The 21,769-nt window shown below is 43.3% G+C and carries 20 protein-coding genes; 14 read left to right on the top strand and 6 right to left on the bottom strand.

The window, feature by feature from the left end:
- Nucleotides 1-13 precede the first annotated feature (13 nt).
- Nucleotides 14-1,060 (bottom strand): ferrochelatase, encoded by a 1,047-nt coding sequence (hemH, locus tag LKX84_RS08815; protein WP_228236785.1) that lies wholly within the window; start codon nucleotides 1,058-1,060, stop codon nucleotides 14-16.
- A gap of 160 nt (nucleotides 1,061-1,220) precedes the next feature.
- On the opposite strand from hemH, the gene LKX84_RS08810 reads away from it, so the two are divergent.
- Complete coding sequence (locus LKX84_RS08810; RefSeq protein ID WP_228236784.1) at nucleotides 1,221-2,078, top strand: N-acetylmuramoyl-L-alanine amidase-like domain-containing protein; 858 nt, start codon at nucleotides 1,221-1,223, stop codon at nucleotides 2,076-2,078.
- Here LKX84_RS08810 and LKX84_RS08805 read toward each other — a convergent pair.
- Both LKX84_RS08805 and LKX84_RS08800 read right to left on the bottom strand, forming a co-directional pair.
- Nucleotides 2,064-2,813: a ThuA domain-containing protein gene (locus LKX84_RS08805; RefSeq protein WP_228236783.1), complete on the bottom strand. Its 750-nt coding sequence runs from the start codon at nucleotides 2,811-2,813 to the stop codon at nucleotides 2,064-2,066. The two genes, LKX84_RS08810 and LKX84_RS08805, sit on opposite strands and share 15 nt — an antisense overlap.
- Before the next feature lie 9 nt (nucleotides 2,814-2,822).
- Nucleotides 2,823-3,701 carry a helix-turn-helix domain-containing protein gene (locus LKX84_RS08800; protein ID WP_228236782.1) on the bottom strand — a complete coding sequence of 293 codons (879 nt, stop codon included), beginning with the start codon at nucleotides 3,699-3,701 and terminating at the stop codon, nucleotides 2,823-2,825.
- Between the two features lie 209 nt (nucleotides 3,702-3,910).
- On the opposite strand from LKX84_RS08800, the gene hemA reads away from it, so the two are divergent.
- The 13 genes from hemA (at nucleotide 3,911) to LKX84_RS08735 (ending at nucleotide 15,145) form a co-directional block, all read left to right on the top strand.
- Nucleotides 3,911-5,167, top strand: a complete 1,257-nt coding sequence (hemA, locus tag LKX84_RS08795; RefSeq protein WP_228236781.1) for a glutamyl-tRNA reductase — start codon at nucleotides 3,911-3,913, stop codon at nucleotides 5,165-5,167.
- On the top strand, nucleotides 5,164-6,090 hold the full coding sequence (gene hemC / locus LKX84_RS08790) for a hydroxymethylbilane synthase (RefSeq protein ID WP_228236780.1): 927 nt from the start codon (nucleotides 5,164-5,166) through the stop codon (nucleotides 6,088-6,090). The genes hemA and hemC overlap by 4 nt, the downstream gene beginning before the upstream one ends.
- The gene (locus LKX84_RS08785; RefSeq protein ID WP_228236779.1) at nucleotides 6,068-6,775 is read left to right on the top strand and encodes a uroporphyrinogen-III synthase; all 708 of its coding nucleotides are present in this window, start codon (nucleotides 6,068-6,070) and stop codon (nucleotides 6,773-6,775) included. Before hemC ends, LKX84_RS08785 begins: the two co-directional genes overlap by 23 nt.
- A 65-nt stretch (nucleotides 6,776-6,840) precedes the next feature.
- The gene (hemE, locus tag LKX84_RS08780; RefSeq protein WP_228236778.1) at nucleotides 6,841-7,866 is read left to right on the top strand and encodes a uroporphyrinogen decarboxylase; all 1,026 of its coding nucleotides are present in this window, start codon (nucleotides 6,841-6,843) and stop codon (nucleotides 7,864-7,866) included.
- Entirely contained in the window at nucleotides 7,863-8,354 is a 492-nt protein-coding gene (locus tag LKX84_RS08775) for a DUF6973 domain-containing protein (RefSeq protein ID WP_410548873.1), read from the top strand. The genes hemE and LKX84_RS08775 overlap by 4 nt, the downstream gene beginning before the upstream one ends.
- Nucleotides 8,351-9,253 (top strand): oxygen-dependent coproporphyrinogen oxidase, encoded by a 903-nt coding sequence (hemF, locus tag LKX84_RS08770; protein WP_228236776.1) that lies wholly within the window; start codon nucleotides 8,351-8,353, stop codon nucleotides 9,251-9,253. Before LKX84_RS08775 ends, hemF begins: the two co-directional genes overlap by 4 nt.
- A gap of 28 nt (nucleotides 9,254-9,281) precedes the next feature.
- Nucleotides 9,282-10,070, top strand: coding sequence for a PhzF family phenazine biosynthesis protein (locus LKX84_RS08765; protein ID WP_228236775.1), 789 nt, complete (start codon nucleotides 9,282-9,284; stop codon nucleotides 10,068-10,070).
- A 30-nt stretch (nucleotides 10,071-10,100) separates the two neighbouring features.
- The gene (locus LKX84_RS08760) at nucleotides 10,101-10,466 is read left to right on the top strand and encodes a four helix bundle protein (protein WP_228236774.1); all 366 of its coding nucleotides are present in this window, start codon (nucleotides 10,101-10,103) and stop codon (nucleotides 10,464-10,466) included.
- A gap of 25 nt (nucleotides 10,467-10,491) precedes the next feature.
- Nucleotides 10,492-11,481 carry a porphobilinogen synthase gene (gene hemB / locus LKX84_RS08755; RefSeq protein WP_228236773.1) on the top strand — a complete coding sequence of 330 codons (990 nt, stop codon included), beginning with the start codon at nucleotides 10,492-10,494 and terminating at the stop codon, nucleotides 11,479-11,481.
- An 8-nt stretch (nucleotides 11,482-11,489) separates the two neighbouring features.
- Nucleotides 11,490-12,794: a serine hydrolase domain-containing protein gene (locus tag LKX84_RS08750; protein WP_228236772.1), complete on the top strand. Its 1,305-nt coding sequence runs from the start codon at nucleotides 11,490-11,492 to the stop codon at nucleotides 12,792-12,794.
- Nucleotides 12,795-12,830: 36 nt separating this feature from the next.
- Nucleotides 12,831-13,952, top strand: coding sequence for a CNNM domain-containing protein (locus tag LKX84_RS08745; RefSeq protein ID WP_228236771.1), 1,122 nt, complete (start codon nucleotides 12,831-12,833; stop codon nucleotides 13,950-13,952).
- Entirely contained in the window at nucleotides 13,952-14,422 is a 471-nt protein-coding gene (locus tag LKX84_RS08740) for a methylated-DNA--[protein]-cysteine S-methyltransferase (protein ID WP_228236770.1), read from the top strand. The genes LKX84_RS08745 and LKX84_RS08740 overlap by 1 nt, the downstream gene beginning before the upstream one ends.
- 9 nt (nucleotides 14,423-14,431) lie before the next feature.
- On the top strand, nucleotides 14,432-15,145 hold the full coding sequence (locus tag LKX84_RS08735) for a 3'-5' exonuclease (protein ID WP_228236769.1): 714 nt from the start codon (nucleotides 14,432-14,434) through the stop codon (nucleotides 15,143-15,145).
- 399 nt (nucleotides 15,146-15,544) lie between these two features.
- Here LKX84_RS08735 and LKX84_RS08730 read toward each other — a convergent pair whose 3' ends face one another.
- The 3 genes from LKX84_RS08730 to LKX84_RS08720 all read right to left on the bottom strand — a co-directional run bounded on the left by LKX84_RS08730 (nucleotide 15,545) and on the right by LKX84_RS08720 (nucleotide 21,635).
- Nucleotides 15,545-17,740, bottom strand: coding sequence for a S8 family serine peptidase (locus LKX84_RS08730; RefSeq protein WP_228236768.1), 2,196 nt, complete (start codon nucleotides 17,738-17,740; stop codon nucleotides 15,545-15,547).
- 149 nt (nucleotides 17,741-17,889) lie between these two features.
- Nucleotides 17,890-18,837 carry an endonuclease gene (locus LKX84_RS08725; RefSeq protein ID WP_228236767.1) on the bottom strand — a complete coding sequence of 316 codons (948 nt, stop codon included), beginning with the start codon at nucleotides 18,835-18,837 and terminating at the stop codon, nucleotides 17,890-17,892.
- A gap of 68 nt (nucleotides 18,838-18,905) precedes the next feature.
- Complete coding sequence (locus tag LKX84_RS08720; RefSeq protein ID WP_228236766.1) at nucleotides 18,906-21,635, bottom strand: M14 metallopeptidase family protein; 2,730 nt, start codon at nucleotides 21,633-21,635, stop codon at nucleotides 18,906-18,908.
- Nucleotides 21,636-21,769 lie beyond the last annotated feature (134 nt).

The following is a 21,769-nucleotide window of genomic DNA, read 5'->3' as shown; positions in this document are numbered from 1 at the left end:
TCTTTTTCCGGTATTATTGAATGTGGTATTCGGGCAAAACACCACTTTTTTCCCAAGTGTTGATCCATTCGGCCATCAATTGGGCCCAATCGTCACGGTCGTTCAAACAGGAAATATGGATGTAATCCTCTCCCCCTGCCTCTTGAAACTGGTGTTTGCCTTCCATGGCGATTTCTTCCAAGGTTTCCAGACAATCGCTCACAAAAGCTGGGGTAATCACCGCCAATTTCTTGATTCCTTCCTGGGCCAAGCGTTCAAATTCCTTGTCCGTGAAAGGTTGCAGCCAAGGATCACTCCCCAACCGGGATTGGAAGGAAGTACTCACTTTATCTTCAGGAAGCCCCAGTTCTTTTTTTACCAATTCAGTGGTATCCAAGCATTGATGCTTGTAACAGGTATGATGGGCAACAGAGTTGGTTTGGCAGCATTTGCCATCCAATTTGCAGTGCGACTTGGTCGGGTCCGACTTTTTAATGTGGCGTTCCGGGATGCCGTGATACGAAAAGAGGATATGGTCGTAATCAAAATCCTTTAAACCTTCGGCTATGCTTTTTGATAGGATCTTTATAAAATCCGGATTGCTGTAAAAAGCAGGCAGGGTGGTCATTTGCATTTCAGGGAAAAATTCCGCCTGAACTTCCATGGCCTTTACCACCACCGTCTCATAGGAAGACATGGCGTAGTGCGGGTACAAAGGCACCAAAAAAACCTCATCAACCCCTTTCTCCTTCAATTCTTGCAACCCTTCCTTAATGGTCATGGAACCATAACGCATTCCCAGCGCGACCGGCAATTGGGTGTGTTTTTGCACTTTATCCGCAAACCGTTTGGAGATGACGATCAAGGGCGACCCTTCTTCCCACCATATTTTGGAATAGGCCTCGGCAGAACGCTTGGGACGGGTGTTCAGAATAATACCCCTAACGATAATGTTCCTCAAAACCGGATTCACATCGATGACACGCTCATCCATCAAAAATTCATCCAAGTACGGTTTAACGTCTTTTGCAGTGGGGCTGTCGGGCGAACCCAAGTTGACCAATAAAACTCCTTTTTGCACGGCTTTCTATTTTGAGCAGCAAAAATAATACACACTACCGACTTTGCCCTTTACCGATCAAAATACTTTCTTATGATGAAATAATGAATCTCGATTTTGTTGAAGCCTGCATCTGTGGACATTTCTACCTATTTTTGAGAAACCACTATTTGAAGAAAAAATGCCAAAAAAAATCAACACAATAGTACTCCTTCTTTTCCTGGTCTCAGTGGTAAACGCCCAACAAATTAGTTGTTCCCCGAAGGACAAACCCCTTTTCGAGTCGAAAATGGCTGCTTTGGAAAAAACCCAAGCGGCTAATTTGGGCGATACCATCATAACTGTTGGAAAATCCTTTTTGGGTACCCCATACGTTGAAAAAACCTTGGAAATTGGCGATACCGAAACGTTAGTGGTGAACTTTAGCGGATTGGATTGCACCACTTTTGTGGAAAATGTAATGGCCTTCAGCCTGATGTTGAAAAACCACGAATCGGATTTTGACACTTTTGCCAGAAATTTAGAAACCATTCGGTATAGAAACGGAGAAATGAATGGGTATCCTTCTCGTTTACATTATTTTACGGATTGGATTCGCAACAATGAAAAGAAGGGATTGGTAAAAGACATCACTGCAGAAATTGGTGGTGTGGCATTGGAAAAACCCATCGATTTTATGGGAACCCACCGAAACCTGTACCCATTTTTGGCCAGTGATGAAAACTTTCAGGCCATGCAACACGTTGAACAAGAATTAGCAAAAGAAACCTTGTGCTATCTGCCCCAAGACCAAATTGCGAGCAAAGAACAACTCATCCATTCTGGGGATATTATTGCTTTGGCCACCTCCATCAAAGGGTTGGATGTGACCCATACCGGAATTGCCATCCATCAACCCGATGGCAGGCTACATCTGCTTCATGCCTCCAGTAAAAATGGAGAAGTGGAAATCAGTGAATTGCCCTTAGCGGACTATCTCAAAAACATCAAAAGCAATATCGGAATCATTGTGGCAAGGCCCACTCTACTTTCGTTTTAAACACCATTCAATAGCACCCAAAAGGTGTTGGCGAAATTCAGGTTCATCATAGGAGGCTTCGGTGTGCCCCAATCCAGTATAAAAAACCCTGCCCCCGTCATATTCGTGGTACCAGGCAATTGGATGGTTATCCCCATTTATGCCCCCTTTATAACTGGATTCGTCCAATTTTAGGAGCACATGCACATTGGGATTCAGGTCTTTAAAATTATACCATTCGTCATAATGCATCCAAACATCTTGTAAATGAGCAGTGGATGGATGGGTTTTGTCCAACACATCAATTTTGGCCGTTTGCTGCTCAGGGTGGCTTACGAAATATCCCCCAACCAACTTGCCGTACCAGGGCCAATCGTATTCGGTATCGGAAGCAGCATGGACACCCAAATAACTTCCGCCATTTTTAATGTAGGATTCAAACGCCTTTTGTTGGGCATCGTTCAGTACATTCATAGTCGTGTTCAAGAAAACGATCAGCTTGTAGTTTTTCAGGTTCTGCGGGGTAAAATCTTCACCGCTTTCAGTTTGCAAGGCGATAAAACCGTTTTTCCTCCCTATTTCACGAAAGGTCTGTACGCCCTTTTCTATGGATTGATGCCTAAAACCAGTCGTTTTGGTAAAAACGAGGACCAATTCTGGCATTTTGGTTTCTTGGTTTTCTGTGGATGGATTGTCCTGGGCATTGGTTTGGGCGAATAGGGTCAGTCCCAAAAAGAAGAATACAATTTGTTTCATGATGCTTTTTTACACATTTGAAGTTACATATTTTTTGGGCGTGGTGCCGAACTTCTTTTTAAAGGAAGCTATAAAATGACTGGCCGTGCTATACCCAACTTTTAGACCCACCTCGTTCACGTTGTGTTTGCCAGATTCCAACATTTTGCGGGCATATTCCATCTTGTAATCGAACAAAAAGCCATAAACGGAATCCCCATAAATCTGCTTGAACCCTTCCTTCAATCTTTTTAGACCAAGTCCTACTTCTTCGGATAGTTCCGGCAAGGTTGGCGGTTCGGCCATACGGGAGATGATGATTTCCTTGGCCATTTTAATCCTTCTAACATTGTCCTCATCGGCCAAGTAAGGACATTGTTCCAAATCGGCATCCTCCGTTTTGTTGAAATAGAGCGAAATCAGCTCGAATACCTTACCCTTTAAATACAGTTTTTTGATGGAAGGATGAAGGTTATAGTTCATCAATTGGCTCAAGACCACGGCAATGGCAGGCGACACCATCTCTTGGGAATAATATTTCTTTTCCTTGTTGTCATCGCTCAGAAACGGTATGTAATCCGCTTCATCAGAAAACAGCGAATGGAATTTCCGGATGGTCATCACAACGGACAACAACCACGAATTGGGCGAAACCACCAAATCCAGCGGAAGGTCCTTTTGTGTATTGTATAGTAACAGGGAGTTTTCCTCGTTCACCTCCAAATAATAGTTGCCTTCATTAAAATTGAATCGTGATTTGCCCTTCAAACAAAAATGAAATTGAATGTAGGAACTGTCAATATCCCTTGCAATGGCTTTTGGTTCCTTGGTATCGTTCTGAATTTTCAGGATAATTATGCCATCTTCCACTAAAATTTCATCATAGGAACCTTCAGCGATATTTTTCATACGGATTCTTAGTGTTTGTTTTAAAATCCTTTAATTTAGAATGGCTCTAAATTAAGTTGGATTCTATCAAATTTATCAATAAAATCAATGCATTAGCAGAATTTAAGTAAAATTTAATTTCTAATTAGGTCCTCATTACACTTGCAGTTCCGCTAGCGTTATTTTAAAAGATACAACACTGTTAATTTTGTGTTGCGATTTTATCCTTTATGAGGAACTACCATATTTCAAAACATAATTCCTTCTACGCCGTCGGGTTGAGTTACAAGAAGGCAGATGCAGAGGTGAGAGGAAAGTTCAGTCTGGATGTTCCTGCTATTGACCAAATTTTGGGCAAGGCAAAAGAATTGGAGATTGATGGCCTTCTGGCGATATCTACCTGCAACCGAACAGAACTGTATGGTTTTGCCCAACACCCCTACCAACTCATCAAACTGCTTTGTAATCAAACGCATGGCACCGTTGAAGAATTCCAAGAAGTGGCCTATGTGTACAAAAACCATGAAGCCATTTCCCATATGTTCAAAGTGGGCACGGGTCTCGATAGCCAGATTTTGGGTGATTTTGAAATCATCAGCCAAATCAAACAAGGTTTTTACCGTGCCAAAAAGCAAGACATGGCCAACCCGTTCTTGGAGCGTTTGTGCAATTCGGTGATCCAGGCCAGTAAACGCATCAAAACGGAAACTGAGCTTTCTTCAGGAGCTACATCGGTTGCTTTTGCTTCCGTAAAATATATCTTGGACAACGTTCCCGACATTTCCGAAAAGAATATCCTTTTGTTCGGTACCGGAAAAATTGGAAGGAATACTTGCGAAAACCTGATCAAGCACTCCAACAACTCCCATATTACCCTGATTAACCGTACCCGGGAAAAAGCGGAGGAAATTGCTGGCAAGTTCCATTTGACAGTAAAGGATTATGGCGATCTACAGACCGAAATCCGAAAGGCGGACATTTTGGTAGTGGCCACCGGGGCACAGTTGCCAACGGTATCTAAAGCATTGATCTATCCCAAAAAACCTTTGTTGGTGTTGGACCTATCCGTTCCTAAAAACGTTTCAGACGATGTGCTGGATTTGGAGAACGTAACCTTGGTTCATCTGGATCAACTTTCCCAAATTACCGATGATACCTTGGCCAAGCGAAAGGAATATGTCCCAAAAGCCGAGGTCATCATAGATCAGGTCAAGAAAGATTTCCTGAAATGGTTGGAAACCCGCAAGTTTGCGCCGGTGATCAATGCGTTAAAGGAAAAACTCAACACCATGAAGGCCGAAGAAATCGACTTTCATTCCAAAAAGATCAACGATTTCAATCAAGATCAGGCCGAAATGATCTCAGAAAGGATCATTCAAAAGATCACCAAGCAATTCGCCAACCACTTAAAAAGTTCCGAAGTGGATACCGAAGATAGTTTGGAACTTATTCAAAAAGTCTTTCAGTTAGAAATCGATTCCAAATGAGCAAGATCATAAGAATCGGTACCCGCGACAGCGAACTGGCACTGTGGCAAGCCACCACTGTACAGGAAAAGTTGGAAAACTTGGGCTTCGACACCATTTTGGTCCCCAATAAATCCATGGGCGACCAAGTTTTGGACAAACCCTTGTACGAACTTGGCGTAACCGGAATTTTTACCAAGACTTTGGACGTGGCCATGCTTCAGGGTGAAATTGACATTGCCGTGCACTCCATGAAAGACGTTCCTACGCAACTTCCGAAGGGAATTGTGCAGGCAGCCGTATTGGAGCGGGCCATTACCCACGACATTTTGGTGCATAAAGGCTCGTCTTTTTTGGAGTCGGATACTCCTGCCACCATTGCTACGGGCAGTTTGAGAAGAAAAGCACAATGGTTAAACCGATATCCCAACCACCAAGTAGTCGATTTACGGGGCAATGTGAACACACGATTGATCAAATTGATCGAAAACGATTGGCAAGGGGCCATTTTTGCCCAGGCGGGTCTGGAGCGCATTAAATTGCTGCCCAAGGATGCCATACAATTGGATTGGATGATTCCCGCTCCAGCACAGGGAGCCATGTTGGTGGTTGCCATGGAAAAAGACAAGTTTACGCGAGATGCCCTGGCCAAATTGAACGATGCCGATACGGAACTTGCCACTAAAATTGAACGCGACTTTTTACGTACTCTGGAGGGTGGTTGCACTGCCCCAATTGGAGCACTGGCACAGATTAAAGACCAAAAGGTATTTTTTGAAGGGGTTGTGTTTTCGTTGAATGGGAAACAGAAAATCGAGATCAAAAAGGATATAAAATTATCCGATGCCAAAGGCTTTGGGGAAATATGTGCCAAGGAAGTATTGGCCAAAGGTGGAGACAAATTGATGCAGGAAATCAGAAATGAAAACAGTGCTCTCCACTAAAATACTCACCCCATCCCAAAAAGAACTTTTCCTGAATTCCGGATTAGGACTCGTGGAATACGATGCCCTCCAAATTGAATTTTTGAATGTTGATATTCCGTTGGACTTTCAAAACTACATTTTCACCAGCAAAAATGCCGTGAAGGCTTTTTTAAAACAGACTAAAGGTTGTGATGTATCAAATATTAGGGTCTTTTGTGTTGGCGAGAAAACAGCCGCTTTTCTTGCAGAAGCCAATATTGAAGTAGTCGAAAATGCTGAAAATGCTTCGTCTCTGGCAGAAAAGATTGTAGAGAATCATCCTGAAAAGACTTTTGTTTTCCTTTCAGGCAATCAAAGGAGGGATGAACTTCCAGAAGTATTGAAAAAAAATAACATCCGGTATATAGAAGTGGAGGTATATCGAACCCAACTGGTACCGAAGGCATTTAACCGCAATTTTGACGGTATCTTGTTTTTTAGCCCCAGTGGTATCCGAAGCTATCTTTTGGAAAACAACATCGCAAACAGCACCTTGTTCTGTATTGGAGAAACTACCGCCATGGAAGCCAAAAAACATACTGAACATATCATAATTGCCAACAAGCCAACCGTTGAAAATGTGTTGGTTCAGGCCATAAAAGAATTATCATCTAGCATGGATGCTGAGCGTAGCCGAAGTACCATGCGGGATTCAAATGAATAATAAATAGATTCCTGCTGGAGTTTATGCTGAGTTAAACGAAGTGCAGGAATGACAAATGAAAACACATGATCAAAAACGATTTGTTCCTAAGGGCATTGAAAGGAGAAACAGTGGATCGCCCACCTGTATGGATGATGCGCCAAGCCGGGCGTTATTTGCCCGAATTTATGGAACTCCGTAAAAATTATGATTTTTTCACTCGTTGCCAGACCCCAGAATTGGCTTCGGAAATCACGGTACAGCCCATCAGAAGATACGGCATGGATGCTGCCATCCTTTTTAGCGACATTTTGGTGATTCCCCAAGCCATGGACATTGAGGTGGAAATGAAACCCAATTTTGGACCTTATCTCCCCAACCCTATTCGCACCAAAGTAGATTTGGATAAAGTTATTGTCCCCGATATCAATGACACTTTGGGTTATGTGTTGGATGCCATCAAAATGACCAAGGAAAAACTGAATGATGAAATTCCTTTGATCGGGTTTGCAGGTTCCCCTTGGACCATTTTATGCTATTGCGTAGAAGGACAAGGGAGCAAAAGTTTTGACAAGGCACGTGGGTTCTGCTTCACCCAACCGGAATTGGCACACCAACTGCTCCAAAAAATCACCGATACCACCATTGCTTATTTAAAAGCCAAGGTTAAGGCCGGAGTGAACGCTGTTCAGGTGTTCGATTCCTGGGGAGGGATGCTTTCCCCACAAGATTATCATGAATTTTCATGGCCCTATATCCAACAGATTGTGGATGCCCTTAAAGACGAATCCCCTGTAATTGTTTTTGGAAAAGGTTGCTGGTTTGCCCTTAAAGAAATGGCTGCTTCAGGAGCATCGGCGGTAGGTGTGGATTGGACTTGTTCACCACAGAATGCAAGATATTTAACTGGAGGCAAGGTTACACTCCAAGGGAATTTTGATCCCGCAAGATTGTTGTCGCCCCCGGACAAGATCAAAAGTATGGTACACCAAATGATCCGTGAATTTGGCAAGGACAAATATGTGGTGAATTTGGGTCATGGTATTTTGCCCAATATTCCGTTGGAAAATGCGAAAGCCTTTGTGGATGCCGTAAAAGAATATCAGGAGTGAACCCATTTTCAGTATTAAAACGGGTTAGTTTTAAACATATACTGAAGGGTATTTTGTTAGGATTGAGTAAACCTTTTTTCATCCTTCCAACCCTAAAGGCCACCAAAGATTGCATGAAGATTTCCACGGCCCATTACGGCAAATTGCATTACAAAAACGGTCCGGCAAATGCTTTTAGGCATGCCCTATGGAATTGCATGATTGCACAGCGTTGTTTTCGTTGGAACAAAAATGAAATTAAAGTTTTGGATTGGGCCAAAAAGATTACCGACTGGCATGAAGAAGCCTTTCCGAATAAACCTTTGGCCAAAGCGATGGATTTGCATAACAATGCGGTAGGAAGGTCCATTTTTGAACAAAATATTGGTAAATCCGAACAGGAAATCATTGCCATTTTAAAGGAAATGACTTCTCAATCCATTAGTATTGAAGAGAATACGGATACTTCTCAATTAAAAAACCAATTGGTACATATTATTGAATCATGAAGGAGAAATTTTACGACTATATTCAAAAACTGCAGGATACCATTACTTCCAAATTGGAAGAAGTGGATAGCAAAGCCAAGTTCCAACAAGATTTTTGGGAACGCCCCGAAGGTGGCGGCGGCAGGACTCGTGTGATTGAAAATGGAGCTGTATTTGAAAAAGGGGGCGTGAATATTTCCAAAGTGCATGGTGCATTGCCCAAAAGTATGCAAACCTATTTTGGAGTGGAAGAAGCGGATTTTTTTGCCTGCGGACTCAGTTTGGTCATACATCCCAAAAGTCCCATGGTGCCCACTGTACATGCCAATTGGCGCTACTTTGAAATGTACGATAAACAAGGAAATATTGTGGATCAATGGTTCGGTGGTGGACAAGACCTTACCCCTTACTATCTTTTTGAGGAAGATGCAGCACATTTTCACAAGGTCTGCAAAAAAGCTTGCGATGCCCACAATCCAGAATTTTATCCCAACTACAAAAAGAAATGCGATGCCTATTTCTGGAATGCCCATCGAAACGAAGCCCGTGGCGTAGGCGGATTGTTCTTTGACTATTGCAAAGCAACCGAAACCATGCAAATGGAAGATTGGTACAATTTTGTGACAGAAGTGGGTAATAGTTTTTTGGACGCCTATGTGCCCATTGTTGAAAAACGAAAGGAGCTACCCTATACCCGAGAGCAACGGGATTGGCAAGAAATCCGTCGCGGTCGTTATGTGGAATTCAACTTGGTACATGACAAAGGAACCCTATTCGGGCTTCGTACCAACGGTCGCATTGAAAGTATTTTGATGAGTTTGCCTCCCCATGTACAATGGAGATATGACCATCATCCTGAAAAAGGAAGTGAAGAAGAAAGACTAATTGAGGTTCTTCAGCACCCGAAAGATTGGGTTTAATATGTAGCTTTGTTCTGAAACCTTGCCTATGAGACAGAAAATCTATCAAATTGATGCCTTTACAAGTAAAACGTTCGGGGGCAACCCGGCTGCTGTTTGCATTTTGGAAAAATGGCTGGATGCCGAACTCATGCAAAAAATCGCCCAAGAGAACAACTTGGCTGAAACGGCTTTCGCGGTCAAGAAAGAAGACAGTTACGAACTCCGTTGGTTTACACCCGAAGTTGAAGTGGATCTTTGTGGACATGCCACCTTGGCAACAGCTTATGTGCTTTTTCACTATTACGAGTTAAAAGAAAATACCATTCGTTTTTATTCCCCGAGAAGTGGTGAACTTACCGTTGAAAAAGCAGCCAACGGATGGTTGACTTTGGATTTTCCGGCTGATCGAATGGTGGCCATTAAAAATTTGGAGCCTTTGGATGAGGCTATAGGTAAGTCTCCCATCAAAACTTTTAAGGGAAAAACGGATTATATGATGATTTATACTTCTCAACAAGAAATTGAAGCAATGAAGCCTAACCATCATCTATTAAGCCAATTGGATGTTCGTGGGGTTATCGTAACCGCTCCAGGGAACCAGGTTGATTTTGTCTCCCGCTTTTTTGCCCCCGCCTGTGGTATTCCAGAAGATCCTGTTACCGGCTCAGCCCATACTTCCCTTACCCCATATTGGTCAGAAGTATTGCAAAAAACCAAAATGACGGCCAAACAACTTTCTAAACGAGAAGGAGATTTGGTTTGTGAGTATTTAGGCGACAGGGTCAAAATCTCAGGAAAGGCCGCTCCTTATTTATTTGGTGAAATTGAAATCTAGTATTTAGCTAAAAGCAATAAGCGCTAAGCGATGGCAAACTATAAAAATTACAAAGTCTGGGAAAAATCACACCACCTTGTGTTAGATATTTATGCCATCACCAAAGAATTTCCATCATCTGAGTTATATAATCTCGTTTCTCAAATGAACCGAGCTTCTGTATCTATCCCAACCAATATTGCTGAAGGATGCGGAAGAGAAACAGAAAAAGAATTGGTTCGCTTTTTATACATTGCATCCGGTTCTGCCCATGAATTGGATTATCTCATCCTATTGGCCTCAGAACTAGGCTTTATTGAACCCAACAAAGCCAACAACATCATTTCAGAAATTGATGAAATCAAAAAAATGTTAGCGGGTTTGATCAAAACCATTAAAACATCACTTAAACCTTAAAGCCAAAAGCTTAAAACGTATATCTATGTATCCATTGATAAGAAATAGACGTCTTCGTGCTTCCGAATCCATCCGAAGGTTGGTACGTGAGACAATAGTAACTCCAGATGATTTTTTAGTGCCCCTTTTTGTAACTGAAGGCAAGGGAGTCAAGGAAGAAATTCCATCCATGCCCAATTACTTCAGGTTGAGCTTGGACCAATTGGAAAAGGAAGTAAAGGAATTGTGGAAAATGGGATTGTGTTCCGTTTTGCTCTTTGTAAAAGTGGATGATAAACTTAAAGACAACAAAGGAACCGAAGCCTTAAACCCTAATGGTTTGATGCAAAGAGCCATTAAAACAGTCAAAAATGTCTGTCCGCAAATGTTGGTAATGACCGATGTGGCCTTGGATCCCTTTTCTTCATATGGTCATGATGGTATTGTGGCCGATGGACAAATCTTAAATGATGAAACTGCCGAGGTATTGGCTGAAATGAGCGTTTCCCACGCCCAGGCGGGTGCCGATTTTGTCGCACCCAGCGATATGATGGACGGACGAATCCTGACCATTCGCGAAGCATTGGAAGATGAAGGTTTCATCAATACCGGCATTATGGCCTATTCCGCCAAATATGCCAGTGCCTTTTACGGACCTTTCCGCGATGCTTTGGATTCCGCACCCGTGGATATGGTCAATGTCCCAAAGGATAAAAAAACGTATCAAATGGATTATTCCAGTCGGTATGAAGCCATTCGTGAAACGCAATTGGATATTGACGAAGGTGCCGATATTGTGATGGTAAAACCGGGTTTGTGCTATTTGGATATCGTTCGAGAAATCAGAAACGAGGTAGATGTACCTGTTGCTGTTTACCAGGTATCCGGAGAATATGCCATGGTGAAAGCCGCAGCCGAAAAAGGTTGGTTGGACCATGATGCCGTGATGTTGGAACAATTGACCGCCATCAAAAGAGCCGGGGCCAATATCATAGCCAGTTATTTCGCCAAAGACTTTATACGAACCCTAGGTTAAAAACACTAATGAATAAAAACATTGTATCGTTCGTGTTCATCGTTTTCATGATGAACTTGGTTTTTGCCCAACGGGAACTTATCCATGCCCTCCCTGCAACATTAGGTTTGGATGAGTCCTACATCGACAAAAAAGTGGATTCCATTATGAACATGGGCATCGACAGCCTAGCTTTTCCCGGTGCACAATTGCTGGTCGCCATAAACGATACCGTTATTTTTCACAAAGCATACGGATACCACACTTATGACAATGAAGTAGCAGTAAAACTGAACGACCTCTACGATTTGGCTTCTGTGACCAAGATTTCAGGTCCATTGCCCGCTTTGATGAAACTCGTGGACGAAGGCAAACTCAATTTGGATGTTCCGTTCAGCACCTATTGGGAACCTTGGAAACATCAAAAGGACAAAAAGGACTTGACCCTTAGGGAAATTTTAGCCCATCAGGCCGGTCTGGTTCCTTACATCGTTTTTTTGCAGGAAGTGCTTCGGAACGGGGAACTTAAAAAACGGTTCATCCATCGCGAAGCCGGAAAAAAATATCAAAAACAGGCATATGGCGACCTTTTTGTCAATACTAGATTTGAAAGGAAAATTGACCGGATCATCAACCGCTCCAAAGTTTCCGAAGAAAAAAAGTACAACTACTCCGGACTTACCTTTTTGATTTTTCCAAGGTTAATAGAACAAATCACCCAAACGGATTATCAAACCTACCTCAACGATAATTTTTATCAACCGTTGGGCTGCCATACCTTGGGCTATCTGCCCAGCAACAAACATTATGTGAATGCCATTGTTCCCACGGAAATCGATACCCTTTACCGAAAAACTTTGGTGAAAGGCTGGGTGCACGATGAAAATGCCTCCTTGTTCGGTGGCGTTTCCGGTAACGCCGGACTCTTTGGTACTGCGGACGACCTTGCCAAGCTTATGTTGTTCTATCAGCATTATGGCAATGTGGATGGTCAACAGATCATCTCCCAGAGAACGGTAAAGGAATTTGCCAAAGTGCAATATCCCGATAACGAAAACCGACGTGGGTTGGGCTTTGACAAACCTTTGCTGGACAATGCTGAATTGCCACTGGAAGAAGCCTACCCCTCCCCTTTGGCCAGTGCGGATAGTTTTGGCCATTCAGGATTTACCGGGACTTTTGTTTGGGCCGACCCCGAAAAACACCTCACGTTTATCTTCTTGTCCAACCGGGTTTATCCCACACGTGAACATCGTGCTCTTTACGATTTGAACATTAGGACGGCCTTGATGGACGTTTTTTATAAAGCCTTGGACAACAGCCCTAAAAATTAGTTCCGATTCGCTATCTTGCCATTCAAGATCTAGCCTATGGGACTACTGATATTTTATGCCCTTATTTCCATTTTCTTTTCCTTTCTCTGCTCCATTTTAGAAGCGGTACTGTTGAGCATTACCCCAACCTTTCTCAATCTTAAAAAACAGGAGGGAAAAGAATATGCCACTACTTTGGAATCGCTTAAAAAAGATGTGGACAAACCTTTGATCGCCATCCTCACGCTAAATACCGTTGCGCATACAGTTGGCGCCATTTTGGTTGGGGTACAGGCCAAAGTGGCCTATGCCGAAATGTACGGGACCACGGAACGTTCCATTTTGGGCTTTAGATTGACTGAAGACCTCATGGTAGGCATTGTATCCACCTTAATGACGATATTGATCCTAGTGGCCTCTGAAATCATTCCCAAGACCATTGGCGCAACCTATTGGAAACAACTTTCCAACTTCACAGCCAAATCCTTGACCATAATGGTGTTTTTCTTAAAAGTGACGGGATTATTGTGGGTGTTACAGTTGTTCACCAAACTGATTGGCAAAAAAGGGCATCATGGCAGTGTTTTGAGTCGCGAGGATTTTACGGCCATGACGGAGATCGCCCACGAAGAAGGGGTGTTTCAGGAATCAGAATCAAAAGTCATTAAAAACCTTTTAAAGTTTGATGAAATTTTGGCCAAAGATGTGATGACTCCTAGAACGGTGATGAAAATTGCCTCTGAGGACATGACCATTAAGGAATTTTTTGATGCCAACCGACCGCTACGCTTTTCACGAATTCCGCTTTACAAAGATCGCATGGACAACATTACCGGCTTTTTTCTAAAAGACGAACTGTTGGAAGCCATCATTAATAAAAAGGGTTCCAAAACCCTAGCTGAACTGAAAAGGGAAATGCTGGTTACCAGTCGAACCAAACCCATTCCCGAGCTTTTTGACAAGTTTGTAAAGCAGCGTGAACATGTTTCCTTAGTGGTGGATGAATATGGTTCCGTAAGTGGATTGGTAACCATGGAAGATGTCATTGAAACCTTGCTCGGATTGGAGATTATGGACGAAAGTGACAACGTGGAAGACCTTCAATCCTTGGCCAGAAAGAACTGGCATCAACGAGCACAGCGTTTAGGTATCATTGAAGATGAAAGTGAAGTGGAGTAATGGAAACTGCTTATTTACAAACTCCTATCGGAATTGCAGAGTTTAAAGGCGATGAAAATGGAGTGGCTTCCATCACGGTTTTGAACGATAAAAAACCATTTGGTACAATTCCTGTTGTTTTAGCTGATGCCATATCGCAACTCAAGGAATATTTTGAAGGGACCCGAACTGATTTTACCTTTAAACTGAATCCATCGGGCACCGAGTTTCAAAAAAAAGTTTGGGACGCCCTACTTGAAATTCCTTTTGGAAAAACCATTTCTTATTTAGACCTTTCCAAAAGATTAGGCGATGTTAAAGCCATTCGTGCAGTAGCCTCAGCCAATGGCAAAAATCCACTTTGGATCGTAGTACCCTGCCATCGCGTAATCGGATCAAACGGAGACCTCACAGGCTATGCGGGCGGACTGCATAGAAAAAAATGGTTATTGGAACACGAGAGCCCTGCAAAACAGACTGCTCTTTTTTAATTTTTTACCATGCTTTATAAACTTAACCTGGAGCATATCCTCTTTTTGGATATAGAAACTGTACCCCAAAAACATCATTTTTCCGATCTGGATGAAACTTCCCGATTGTTATGGGAACAAAAATCACAGTACCAACGCAAGGACGAAATCACTGCAGAGGACTTTTATGAACGGGCAGGCATTTGGGCCGAGTTCGGCAAGATCATCTGTATTTCGGTGGGATATTTTAACATGAAAGGAGAACAGCGCAATTTTAGGGTGACTTCCTTTCATGGGGATGAAATCCATATTCTGAAACAGTTCACACAGTTGCTCAAAGACCATTTCAGTCAAACCAAACACCTACTGTGTGCCCATAACGGCAAGGAATTCGATTTTCCCTATATTGCCCGAAGGATGGTCATCAACGGGCTCAACTTGCCCTATAAATTGGACCTCTTTGGGAAAAAACCATGGGAAGTCCCCCATTTGGATACCATGGAACTTTGGAAATTCGGGGATTTTAAACATTATACCTCACTGAAACTCTTGGCCCACGTTCTGGGCATCCCTTCCCCAAAAGAAGACATGGATGGCAGTATGGTGAAGGATGTGTTCTACGAAAAGAACCATCTTGATAGGATCATCACCTATTGTGAACTAGATGTGGTGACCACTGCACAGGTGTTCTTGCGTATGCGCAATGAGGAACTTTTATCCGACGAAGAAATCAAAAAAGTGTGATGTGCCACGTCATGCGAAACGAGTTCTGCATCATCCATAATAGAAGAAACGATAATGTAATGAGACCCTGAAATGAATTCAGGGTGACGGTAGGTTGTGATTAATTTAGGTTTGACACGAATGGCGCCAATTTTCTCGAATGCAATTGCAATGTCATTTTGAGCACAGCGAAAAATCTAAAAAAGTATTATGGAATATCGTCATGCTGCCCCGATAACTATCGGGGTTGTTTCAGCATCTCACTAATGATTAAAATTTTATGGCTTGCTGAGACCCTGAAATGAATTCAGGGTGACTATTAAAAAAGAATAATCGGAAGGAAAATCAGCTTCACCAGTCTTTCCAATCTTCGGGTTTCTCCATTAAAATGGAGTTTAATGCTAAAGGATGCCATTCGTATTAGTTTTTGTAGAATTTGGTGCTTTTGATACCGGCGTAATCCTGTACGACCAATATATAAAGTCCGGAAGAAAGTGAAGCAACATTGATGGATCCCTGTGTCTTACCGCTTCTGATGACATTACCTGCTGTGGTAACAATGGAGAATTGTGCATCTTTGGACAATTCGGCCTCAACGTTCAAATAATCAACGGCGGGGTTGGGGAACACGGAAATGTTCAACTCTTGTGGATAGCTGAGGGGAGCATAACTCATCATTTGCGTCTCCTCGCCGTTAAATTCAAATTCTATGGTCTCCGAAAATTCGGATACCGCATTTTCGGTACAAATGGAACGAACTCGAGATTCGTATACTTTACCTGCTACCAAATTAGTCAGTTCAAAACCGTTTTCCCAAACATATTCGCTGGTCCAAACATCAGAATCCACAGATTTGTATTGCACTTCAAAAAGGGTTTCTTCTGCCTCGTTCCAAGAAATGGTAGATCCGGAAACCGTGGAAGAAACCAATTCCAAATTAGAAGGCGTTTCAATGGAACATTTGGAAACCTGGGCACCGGAAACGATCAATGAAAAATCCTGGATTGCATTTTTCAAGTTTCCTTTGTGGGTTACGGTAATGGTGTAGGTTCCCGATGCATTGCCGATTTCAATCCTTTCGTATGGATCCACTGTGTTATCACCTTTTGCGGCAGCATCATTAGCTTTGGCCGGATTTAGTTTCCATGGTAAGAACGATTCCCCGTTTTTGGTAATCCTGATATCCAAATCGTTTATCAATGCGGCAGTGGTATTGTTCATATCCCCTCGGTTCACATATTCGCCTTCGGGATCGGTCCAAGAGATGGAGGCCATCAAAGGTTCATTTCCATTGGCAATTACAGTGATAGAGAAACTTTCGCCATTGGCAAGACTTTCTTCTTGGATCAAACTGGTGTATCCTGTATTTTGAAGTACCTCAGCAGCTGTTTTGGCGTTCATCACACCCCAACCCATTTTATAATCAGGTCCTTGGGCTCCTACATCATCTGCTGTATGAAGGGCCAAACCTTTAAGGGTTGCCGCTTTCATATAAGTCCCGAACAATTCTTCATGGTATTGTTGCAACAACAAAAGGGAACCTGTAACCCCTGGAGCGGCCATAGAAGTACCTGAAGATACTTGATAGCTACTGTTGGTTGCAGAACTGGTGGAAAGAATATTGGAACCATCCCCGGCCAAATCCGGTTTTACACGACCATCATCCACAGGACCAAAGCTGCTGTATCCTGCTACGGAAGCTTTTACCAAATTACCTTTGTTATCAATTTCAGTATTGGCACCCGCTATGGTCAATCCATTTTTGGTTGTCGTAAATCCAAGCAACAAATCGAACCCATCAGCAGTTTTCCCATAATTGGGGGAAGCGTTATCATAAGAATTTTGTGCGTTACCTGCAGCTGCCACCATCAAATAATAAGGGGCATTGTACATGATCTTGTCCCAATCCTGAGTAACCTTGATGTAGGCACCAAAGTACCAATCGGGCACCCTGTCCGAAAGAATTCCGTAGGAATGGTTGCTCAACAACATACCATTGGCGGCAGCTTCAGCTACTTCAATTTTATCACGGGTCCAATCGTAGGTCATGGCTTGGGCACCGTATGCAACTCCCTGGGCATTGGCCTCTACTCCGGAAGAAATCAAATTTCCGGTAACCAAAGTGGAGTGAAGACTGATTTCGGTTGATCCATCGGCGCTTTTGGCACGTGTGTCAAATTCCTGATGGGTGGTAAGGGCGATACCGGCATCCCAAACCCCAACTTCCATTCCGTTTCCAGTGAGTCCCAAATTCAATAGACCATTATCATAAAGCGCATTGGCCCTAGAGGTTTGGGTAGAGGGGTCGTTCAGTGTAGTATAGTATAAAGGTGTTCCATCGGAGCCGATAGCTTTCAGCTCAATGGGGGAACCATCGGTAGCCTTTTCGGAAATCCTTATTCCTTTTGAGGCTTTTAACTGGCCGATTTTTTGAGCTGTATTTTGATGTTCGGCTTCCAATTCAGAAATGAAAGAAGCCATTCTACTTTTATCGTAAGTTGCTTTAATCTGTTCTTTGGCCTTTTGGGTTTGACCCATTACAAAATGTGTTCCCAAAACTGAAAATAAAATGGAGAAGATCGCTGCCTTGGCCCCTGTAGGTAACTTGTAGTCCATAATTAAGTTTAGGTAAGATTTGGACTACGAATATATTAGGAGATGTAACATTTATCGATAAAATTCCTACTTTTTTCGATGAACTGCATAGTGATTTGCTGTAAGCTGTTGTGAAAATATACTTTTGTGTGGTGTAACCTTTTTCTTACTTATTTATATTCCTCCAAAACTACATAAACAGGAAAGTGGTCACTATAGCCCCCCAAATAGTCGCCACCACCAAAGGTGCGGAATGGGTTGCCCTTATATTTGCCTCTCCACTCGCTCAAAAATCTAGGGGCGAAGACTGCGGCTTTCACAAAGCCATGGGTATCTGGTTCATAATTCAAAAAACTGTGGGAAACCAGAATCTGGTCAAAAAGGTTCCACTCCCCTTTATAATTGGCACTTCCAGAAATTGGAGATAAAAGCGATTTCATGGGGTTGATAAACCTCTTTGAGTTCATCAAGGTTTGGATGCTTTCCGAATTGGGGTCATCATTAAAATCGCCCATAACGATACAATTCGGGAATTCCTCATCCATCTTTTCCAGTCTTTGAAGAATGGTTTCCGCTGCCTTGACGCGTTTGTAACTCGTTATCTCTGCCCCTTCACGCCTTGAAGGCCAATGATTCACAAAAACGTGTACTTCTTCTTCATGCAATTTTCCATGGATGTACAAAATATCCCGGGTCAAATCCCTATCCCCGTTGGTATTTGCCACAATCAAGGGCAAGGTTTCCGCATGCAACACTTGAAAATGTTCCTTGTTGTAAATAAGCGCTGTGTCAATGCCCCTTTCATCTGGTGAATCGAAATGGACAAAATCATAAGGGATGCCCTTTAAATTTTTGGATTGGAGCAAAGCTTTGATGACGGACTTATTCTCCACCTCAGCAATTCCTACCAATACTGGTGGAATTGGACTATCATCCAAACCGATACTGGCGATTGCTCTTGAAATCTTACCGACCTTATTCCAGAAACGGGACTCGGTCCATCGTTTAAATCCCTTAGGCGTAAAGTCATCATCCAAGGAATAGGGGTCGTCCGTGGTATCGAAAAAATTTTCGAGATTGTAAAACGCTACCGTGTACTTGTTTTTGGAACTGTACAAATTGCTTTTGCCTTTAGAATTTCATCCATTGCAAAGTACAAAATCGAATGGATACGCTACTTTTTTTCCTATTTTGGTGCTGTCGCCTTTCCTTTTACACTTTCCCAACCTACAGGGATGTCGCGTTTCACTTGCGGCAATTGGTCGGCATATAACAATGCATTGAACAAAGTTCGGTAGGTGCCCATGGGCTGTCCACGCCATTGCGGTTGAAACCCGAACAACAATACATGTCCATTTCCATGTTTTACATCCAGGGCCGCCGCGTTTCCGTTCATGAAACTTTCTCCAACCAGATAACCGGACATTAAGGGAGATCCTTGTGCTTGATATTTGGCCAACACTTCTCCTTCAAAACCTTCTTCGGTACTGAAAATGGGGCTGCCATACACAAAAACATTGGCCTTATCCGTCATTCCTGCCATTACCGGGTGACTTGGATTGGTTTCCACCTGCATGATCGAACCACCTGTAAAGAATTTGGCCCTGTCCACATGATCCACCACATTTTTAACGGGTAAGTGCAACGCCTGTATGGCAAAATCGGAGCTTCGGTTTAAAGTGACCAGCGTGCCTCCCTCTTTCACAAAGGAGTTGAGGTTGCGTGCACCCAATTCTCCCAATCCTCCTGCATACTGCGGAGGTGCGGAACCAGGCTCCAATCCCCTTTCAATGGAACCAGGCCATTCGGATGCCATTACGATCACATCGAAACGATCTTTTAGATTGTCCAACATAAAATCGGAATTGCGAATGGAAGCATATCCAAAACCAAAATTATCCAGCAACCAGCGCGTCCAACCCATATCCATACTGGCGGTCCAAGGTCGGTACACGCCAATTCGTGTTTTTACTTTGGATGTGCCCGAACCGGAACCCAAAACCCCGTTGATGGCATAATCATTCACCCATTGTTGCATCTTGCCTCGACTTGCGCCTTGAATGCCATATTTTTTGGTTTTGGCGTCATACACCACGGAGAATCCCGAGTTCATGGCTTCGGCAATGACCCTAAAACTGTTGTTTTCGGCAGGGTCTAGCCAAAGGGTACTTCCGCTACCTCGAAGTGTTCCAGGCAATGGTTTAATTCCCGCAGCAATCTTATCGGTATCGAAACCTGCTCCGGGAGCAAAATCGGCCTTGCTCATATCCTTGTTTTCATCATCAGTGGTTTCCAAAGGAGTGCCTTCTACTGGTTTTAGAGCATTTCTGAAATCGTCAGACAAGGGAACCATCCCAGTAACTACATCCACTTCCATTTGAAAAGGAAGCGTCCAACCGGCGGCATCATAAGGTTGTTCCAAAGGGCCATCAGGGGATTCCCTTAGATCGGGATATACCTGAACATCCAAAACCTGACGGGCCATTTCGGCAAATTCCTGGTCCATCGGGACTACCCATGTCCCTTTGGGATAGGTCACCCCTGAATATTCCATCGGTTTTTCCAATTGTGAAATTTGAATTCCGTTGAAGGCCAAACGCTTCAACAATTCCACAGGCCGAACCGGATCGCGCTGTTTTTGTGGAACGATGTAGGCATAAGGCGGTTCGTTCGTATATTTTTCTATGGTATTGATACCCGACTGATACTTGTTGAAAAGCAAAGTTTCCTTGTACTTCGCGGCATAATCCAACACCGCAACAGATGCTACTTGCATGTACTGCATAGCATCGGCCAAACGCCACCATCCACCTTTCCATGGGCTACTGTAAAGAGATTCAACCCTTAAATCGCGACGGTCTTTTGGAAAATCGCTCAACGTATAAAAATAGGGTGTGGCATATCGGTACAGAGCCGTTTCCGTCCAAAACGAAGGAATGTTCTGCATCATGGGCAGATAATCTATATATCCTGGGTACCATGCATCAAAACCTTGACCCATGTGAACAGCGCCGGGCAAGCCTTCGGACTCCAAATCCCTGGCCATGGCCATTCCGATCATGTTCACTTCCCTAGCCATTAAAGGTGGGGTTTGTGTGGCTACTGGTTCAGCAAAAGGAGGCAACCAAATTCGAGTTGGGAACGGCGAAGATTGATGGTGAACATGGATGATATTAGGTTCCCATTCCCTCCAGGTACGGCCCACCACACGCGATTCCAACATATTCAACATATAGGCATCACGGTTATTGTCGTGTCCCACATATTTTTGATAAAGCCAAGGGGTTCTGGCCGTTTCATACGGCGTTCCCACATTGCCCATATACCAATTGGCGATAATATCCTGTCCATCTGGGTTCAAGGAGGGCCAAAGTACCAAGATCACATTGTCCAAAATGGCTTTGAATTTTGGAGTATCCGCCTCTCGGATAATCTGATCTGCCAAGGTGATGATATGCTGCGCTCCTGCCACTTCGGAAGCATGCAGACCTCCACTGAGATCCACTATGGCCTTGCCTTCGGTAGACAACTGTTTTGCCAATTCCTTGGTTATCCCTTTGGGATGGGCCAAGGCTTTCGAGATTTCTTTGTAGTGTTCCACTTTGTCCAAATTCGCTTTGGAGGAAATCAGCACATAATACCAGGTGCGGCCTTCGGAGGTTTTTCCGGTTTCACGCATTTCCACCAGATCACTGGCAGCGTCCAACTTTTTAAAATACTCGATAGACTGTTCGTAGGTGGCCAAATGAAAATCGGAACCGACCTTGAAACCGATGACTTCCTCGGGTTTCGGAATGGTAGTATTTTGGGCTTGAAGACCACTGAAAATCAAGGTAAAAAATAGAAAAGTCGTCAGGACGGGGGAAGAAAAACGGCAGTTTCTTCCGCTTTTGGCAGAATCCATCTGGAGTATCATTTTGAGTTAGGTTGAATTAGGTCATCAAGATAGGAAACAATGGGGTCAAATTATAGTGTTTTTCCGCGTTCATCAACCTTTAAAAGCCGAAGAACCAAAATCAGCTTTCAAAACATTGTGTAGATTTGCACTTT

This window comes from Allomuricauda sp. M10 (assembly GCF_020782875.1).
GTDB lineage: Bacteria > Bacteroidota > Bacteroidia > Flavobacteriales > Flavobacteriaceae > Flagellimonas.
Note: the sequence above shows the minus strand (reverse complement) of the source record. Positions and strands in the feature narration are given on the sequence as shown.

Coding starts and splice junctions, on each gene's coding strand:
- hemC (WP_228236780.1), top strand. CDS start 5,164: ATGAGCAAGATCATAAGAATCGGTACCCGCGACAGCGAACTGGCACTG.
- hemE (WP_228236778.1), top strand. CDS start 6,841: ATGATCAAAAACGATTTGTTCCTAAGGGCATTGAAAGGAGAAACAGTG.
- LKX84_RS08720 (WP_228236766.1), bottom strand. CDS start 21,635: ATGATACTCCAGATGGATTCTGCCAAAAGCGGAAGAAACTGCCGTTTT.
- LKX84_RS08765 (WP_228236775.1), top strand. CDS start 9,282: ATGAGACAGAAAATCTATCAAATTGATGCCTTTACAAGTAAAACGTTC.
- hemB (WP_228236773.1), top strand. CDS start 10,492: ATGTATCCATTGATAAGAAATAGACGTCTTCGTGCTTCCGAATCCATC.
- LKX84_RS08750 (WP_228236772.1), top strand. CDS start 11,490: ATGAATAAAAACATTGTATCGTTCGTGTTCATCGTTTTCATGATGAAC.
- LKX84_RS08800 (WP_228236782.1), bottom strand. CDS start 3,701: ATGAAAAATATCGCTGAAGGTTCCTATGATGAAATTTTAGTGGAAGAT.
- LKX84_RS08730 (WP_228236768.1), bottom strand. CDS start 17,740: ATGGACTACAAGTTACCTACAGGGGCCAAGGCAGCGATCTTCTCCATT.
- LKX84_RS08740 (WP_228236770.1), top strand. CDS start 13,952: ATGGAAACTGCTTATTTACAAACTCCTATCGGAATTGCAGAGTTTAAA.
- LKX84_RS08785 (WP_228236779.1), top strand. CDS start 6,068: ATGAAAACAGTGCTCTCCACTAAAATACTCACCCCATCCCAAAAAGAA.
- hemF (WP_228236776.1), top strand. CDS start 8,351: ATGAAGGAGAAATTTTACGACTATATTCAAAAACTGCAGGATACCATT.
- LKX84_RS08805 (WP_228236783.1), bottom strand. CDS start 2,813: ATGAAACAAATTGTATTCTTCTTTTTGGGACTGACCCTATTCGCCCAA.
- LKX84_RS08735 (WP_228236769.1), top strand. CDS start 14,432: ATGCTTTATAAACTTAACCTGGAGCATATCCTCTTTTTGGATATAGAA.
- LKX84_RS08810 (WP_228236784.1), top strand. CDS start 1,221: ATGCCAAAAAAAATCAACACAATAGTACTCCTTCTTTTCCTGGTCTCA.
- LKX84_RS08745 (WP_228236771.1), top strand. CDS start 12,831: ATGGGACTACTGATATTTTATGCCCTTATTTCCATTTTCTTTTCCTTT.
- hemA (WP_228236781.1), top strand. CDS start 3,911: ATGAGGAACTACCATATTTCAAAACATAATTCCTTCTACGCCGTCGGG.
- LKX84_RS08760 (WP_228236774.1), top strand. CDS start 10,101: ATGGCAAACTATAAAAATTACAAAGTCTGGGAAAAATCACACCACCTT.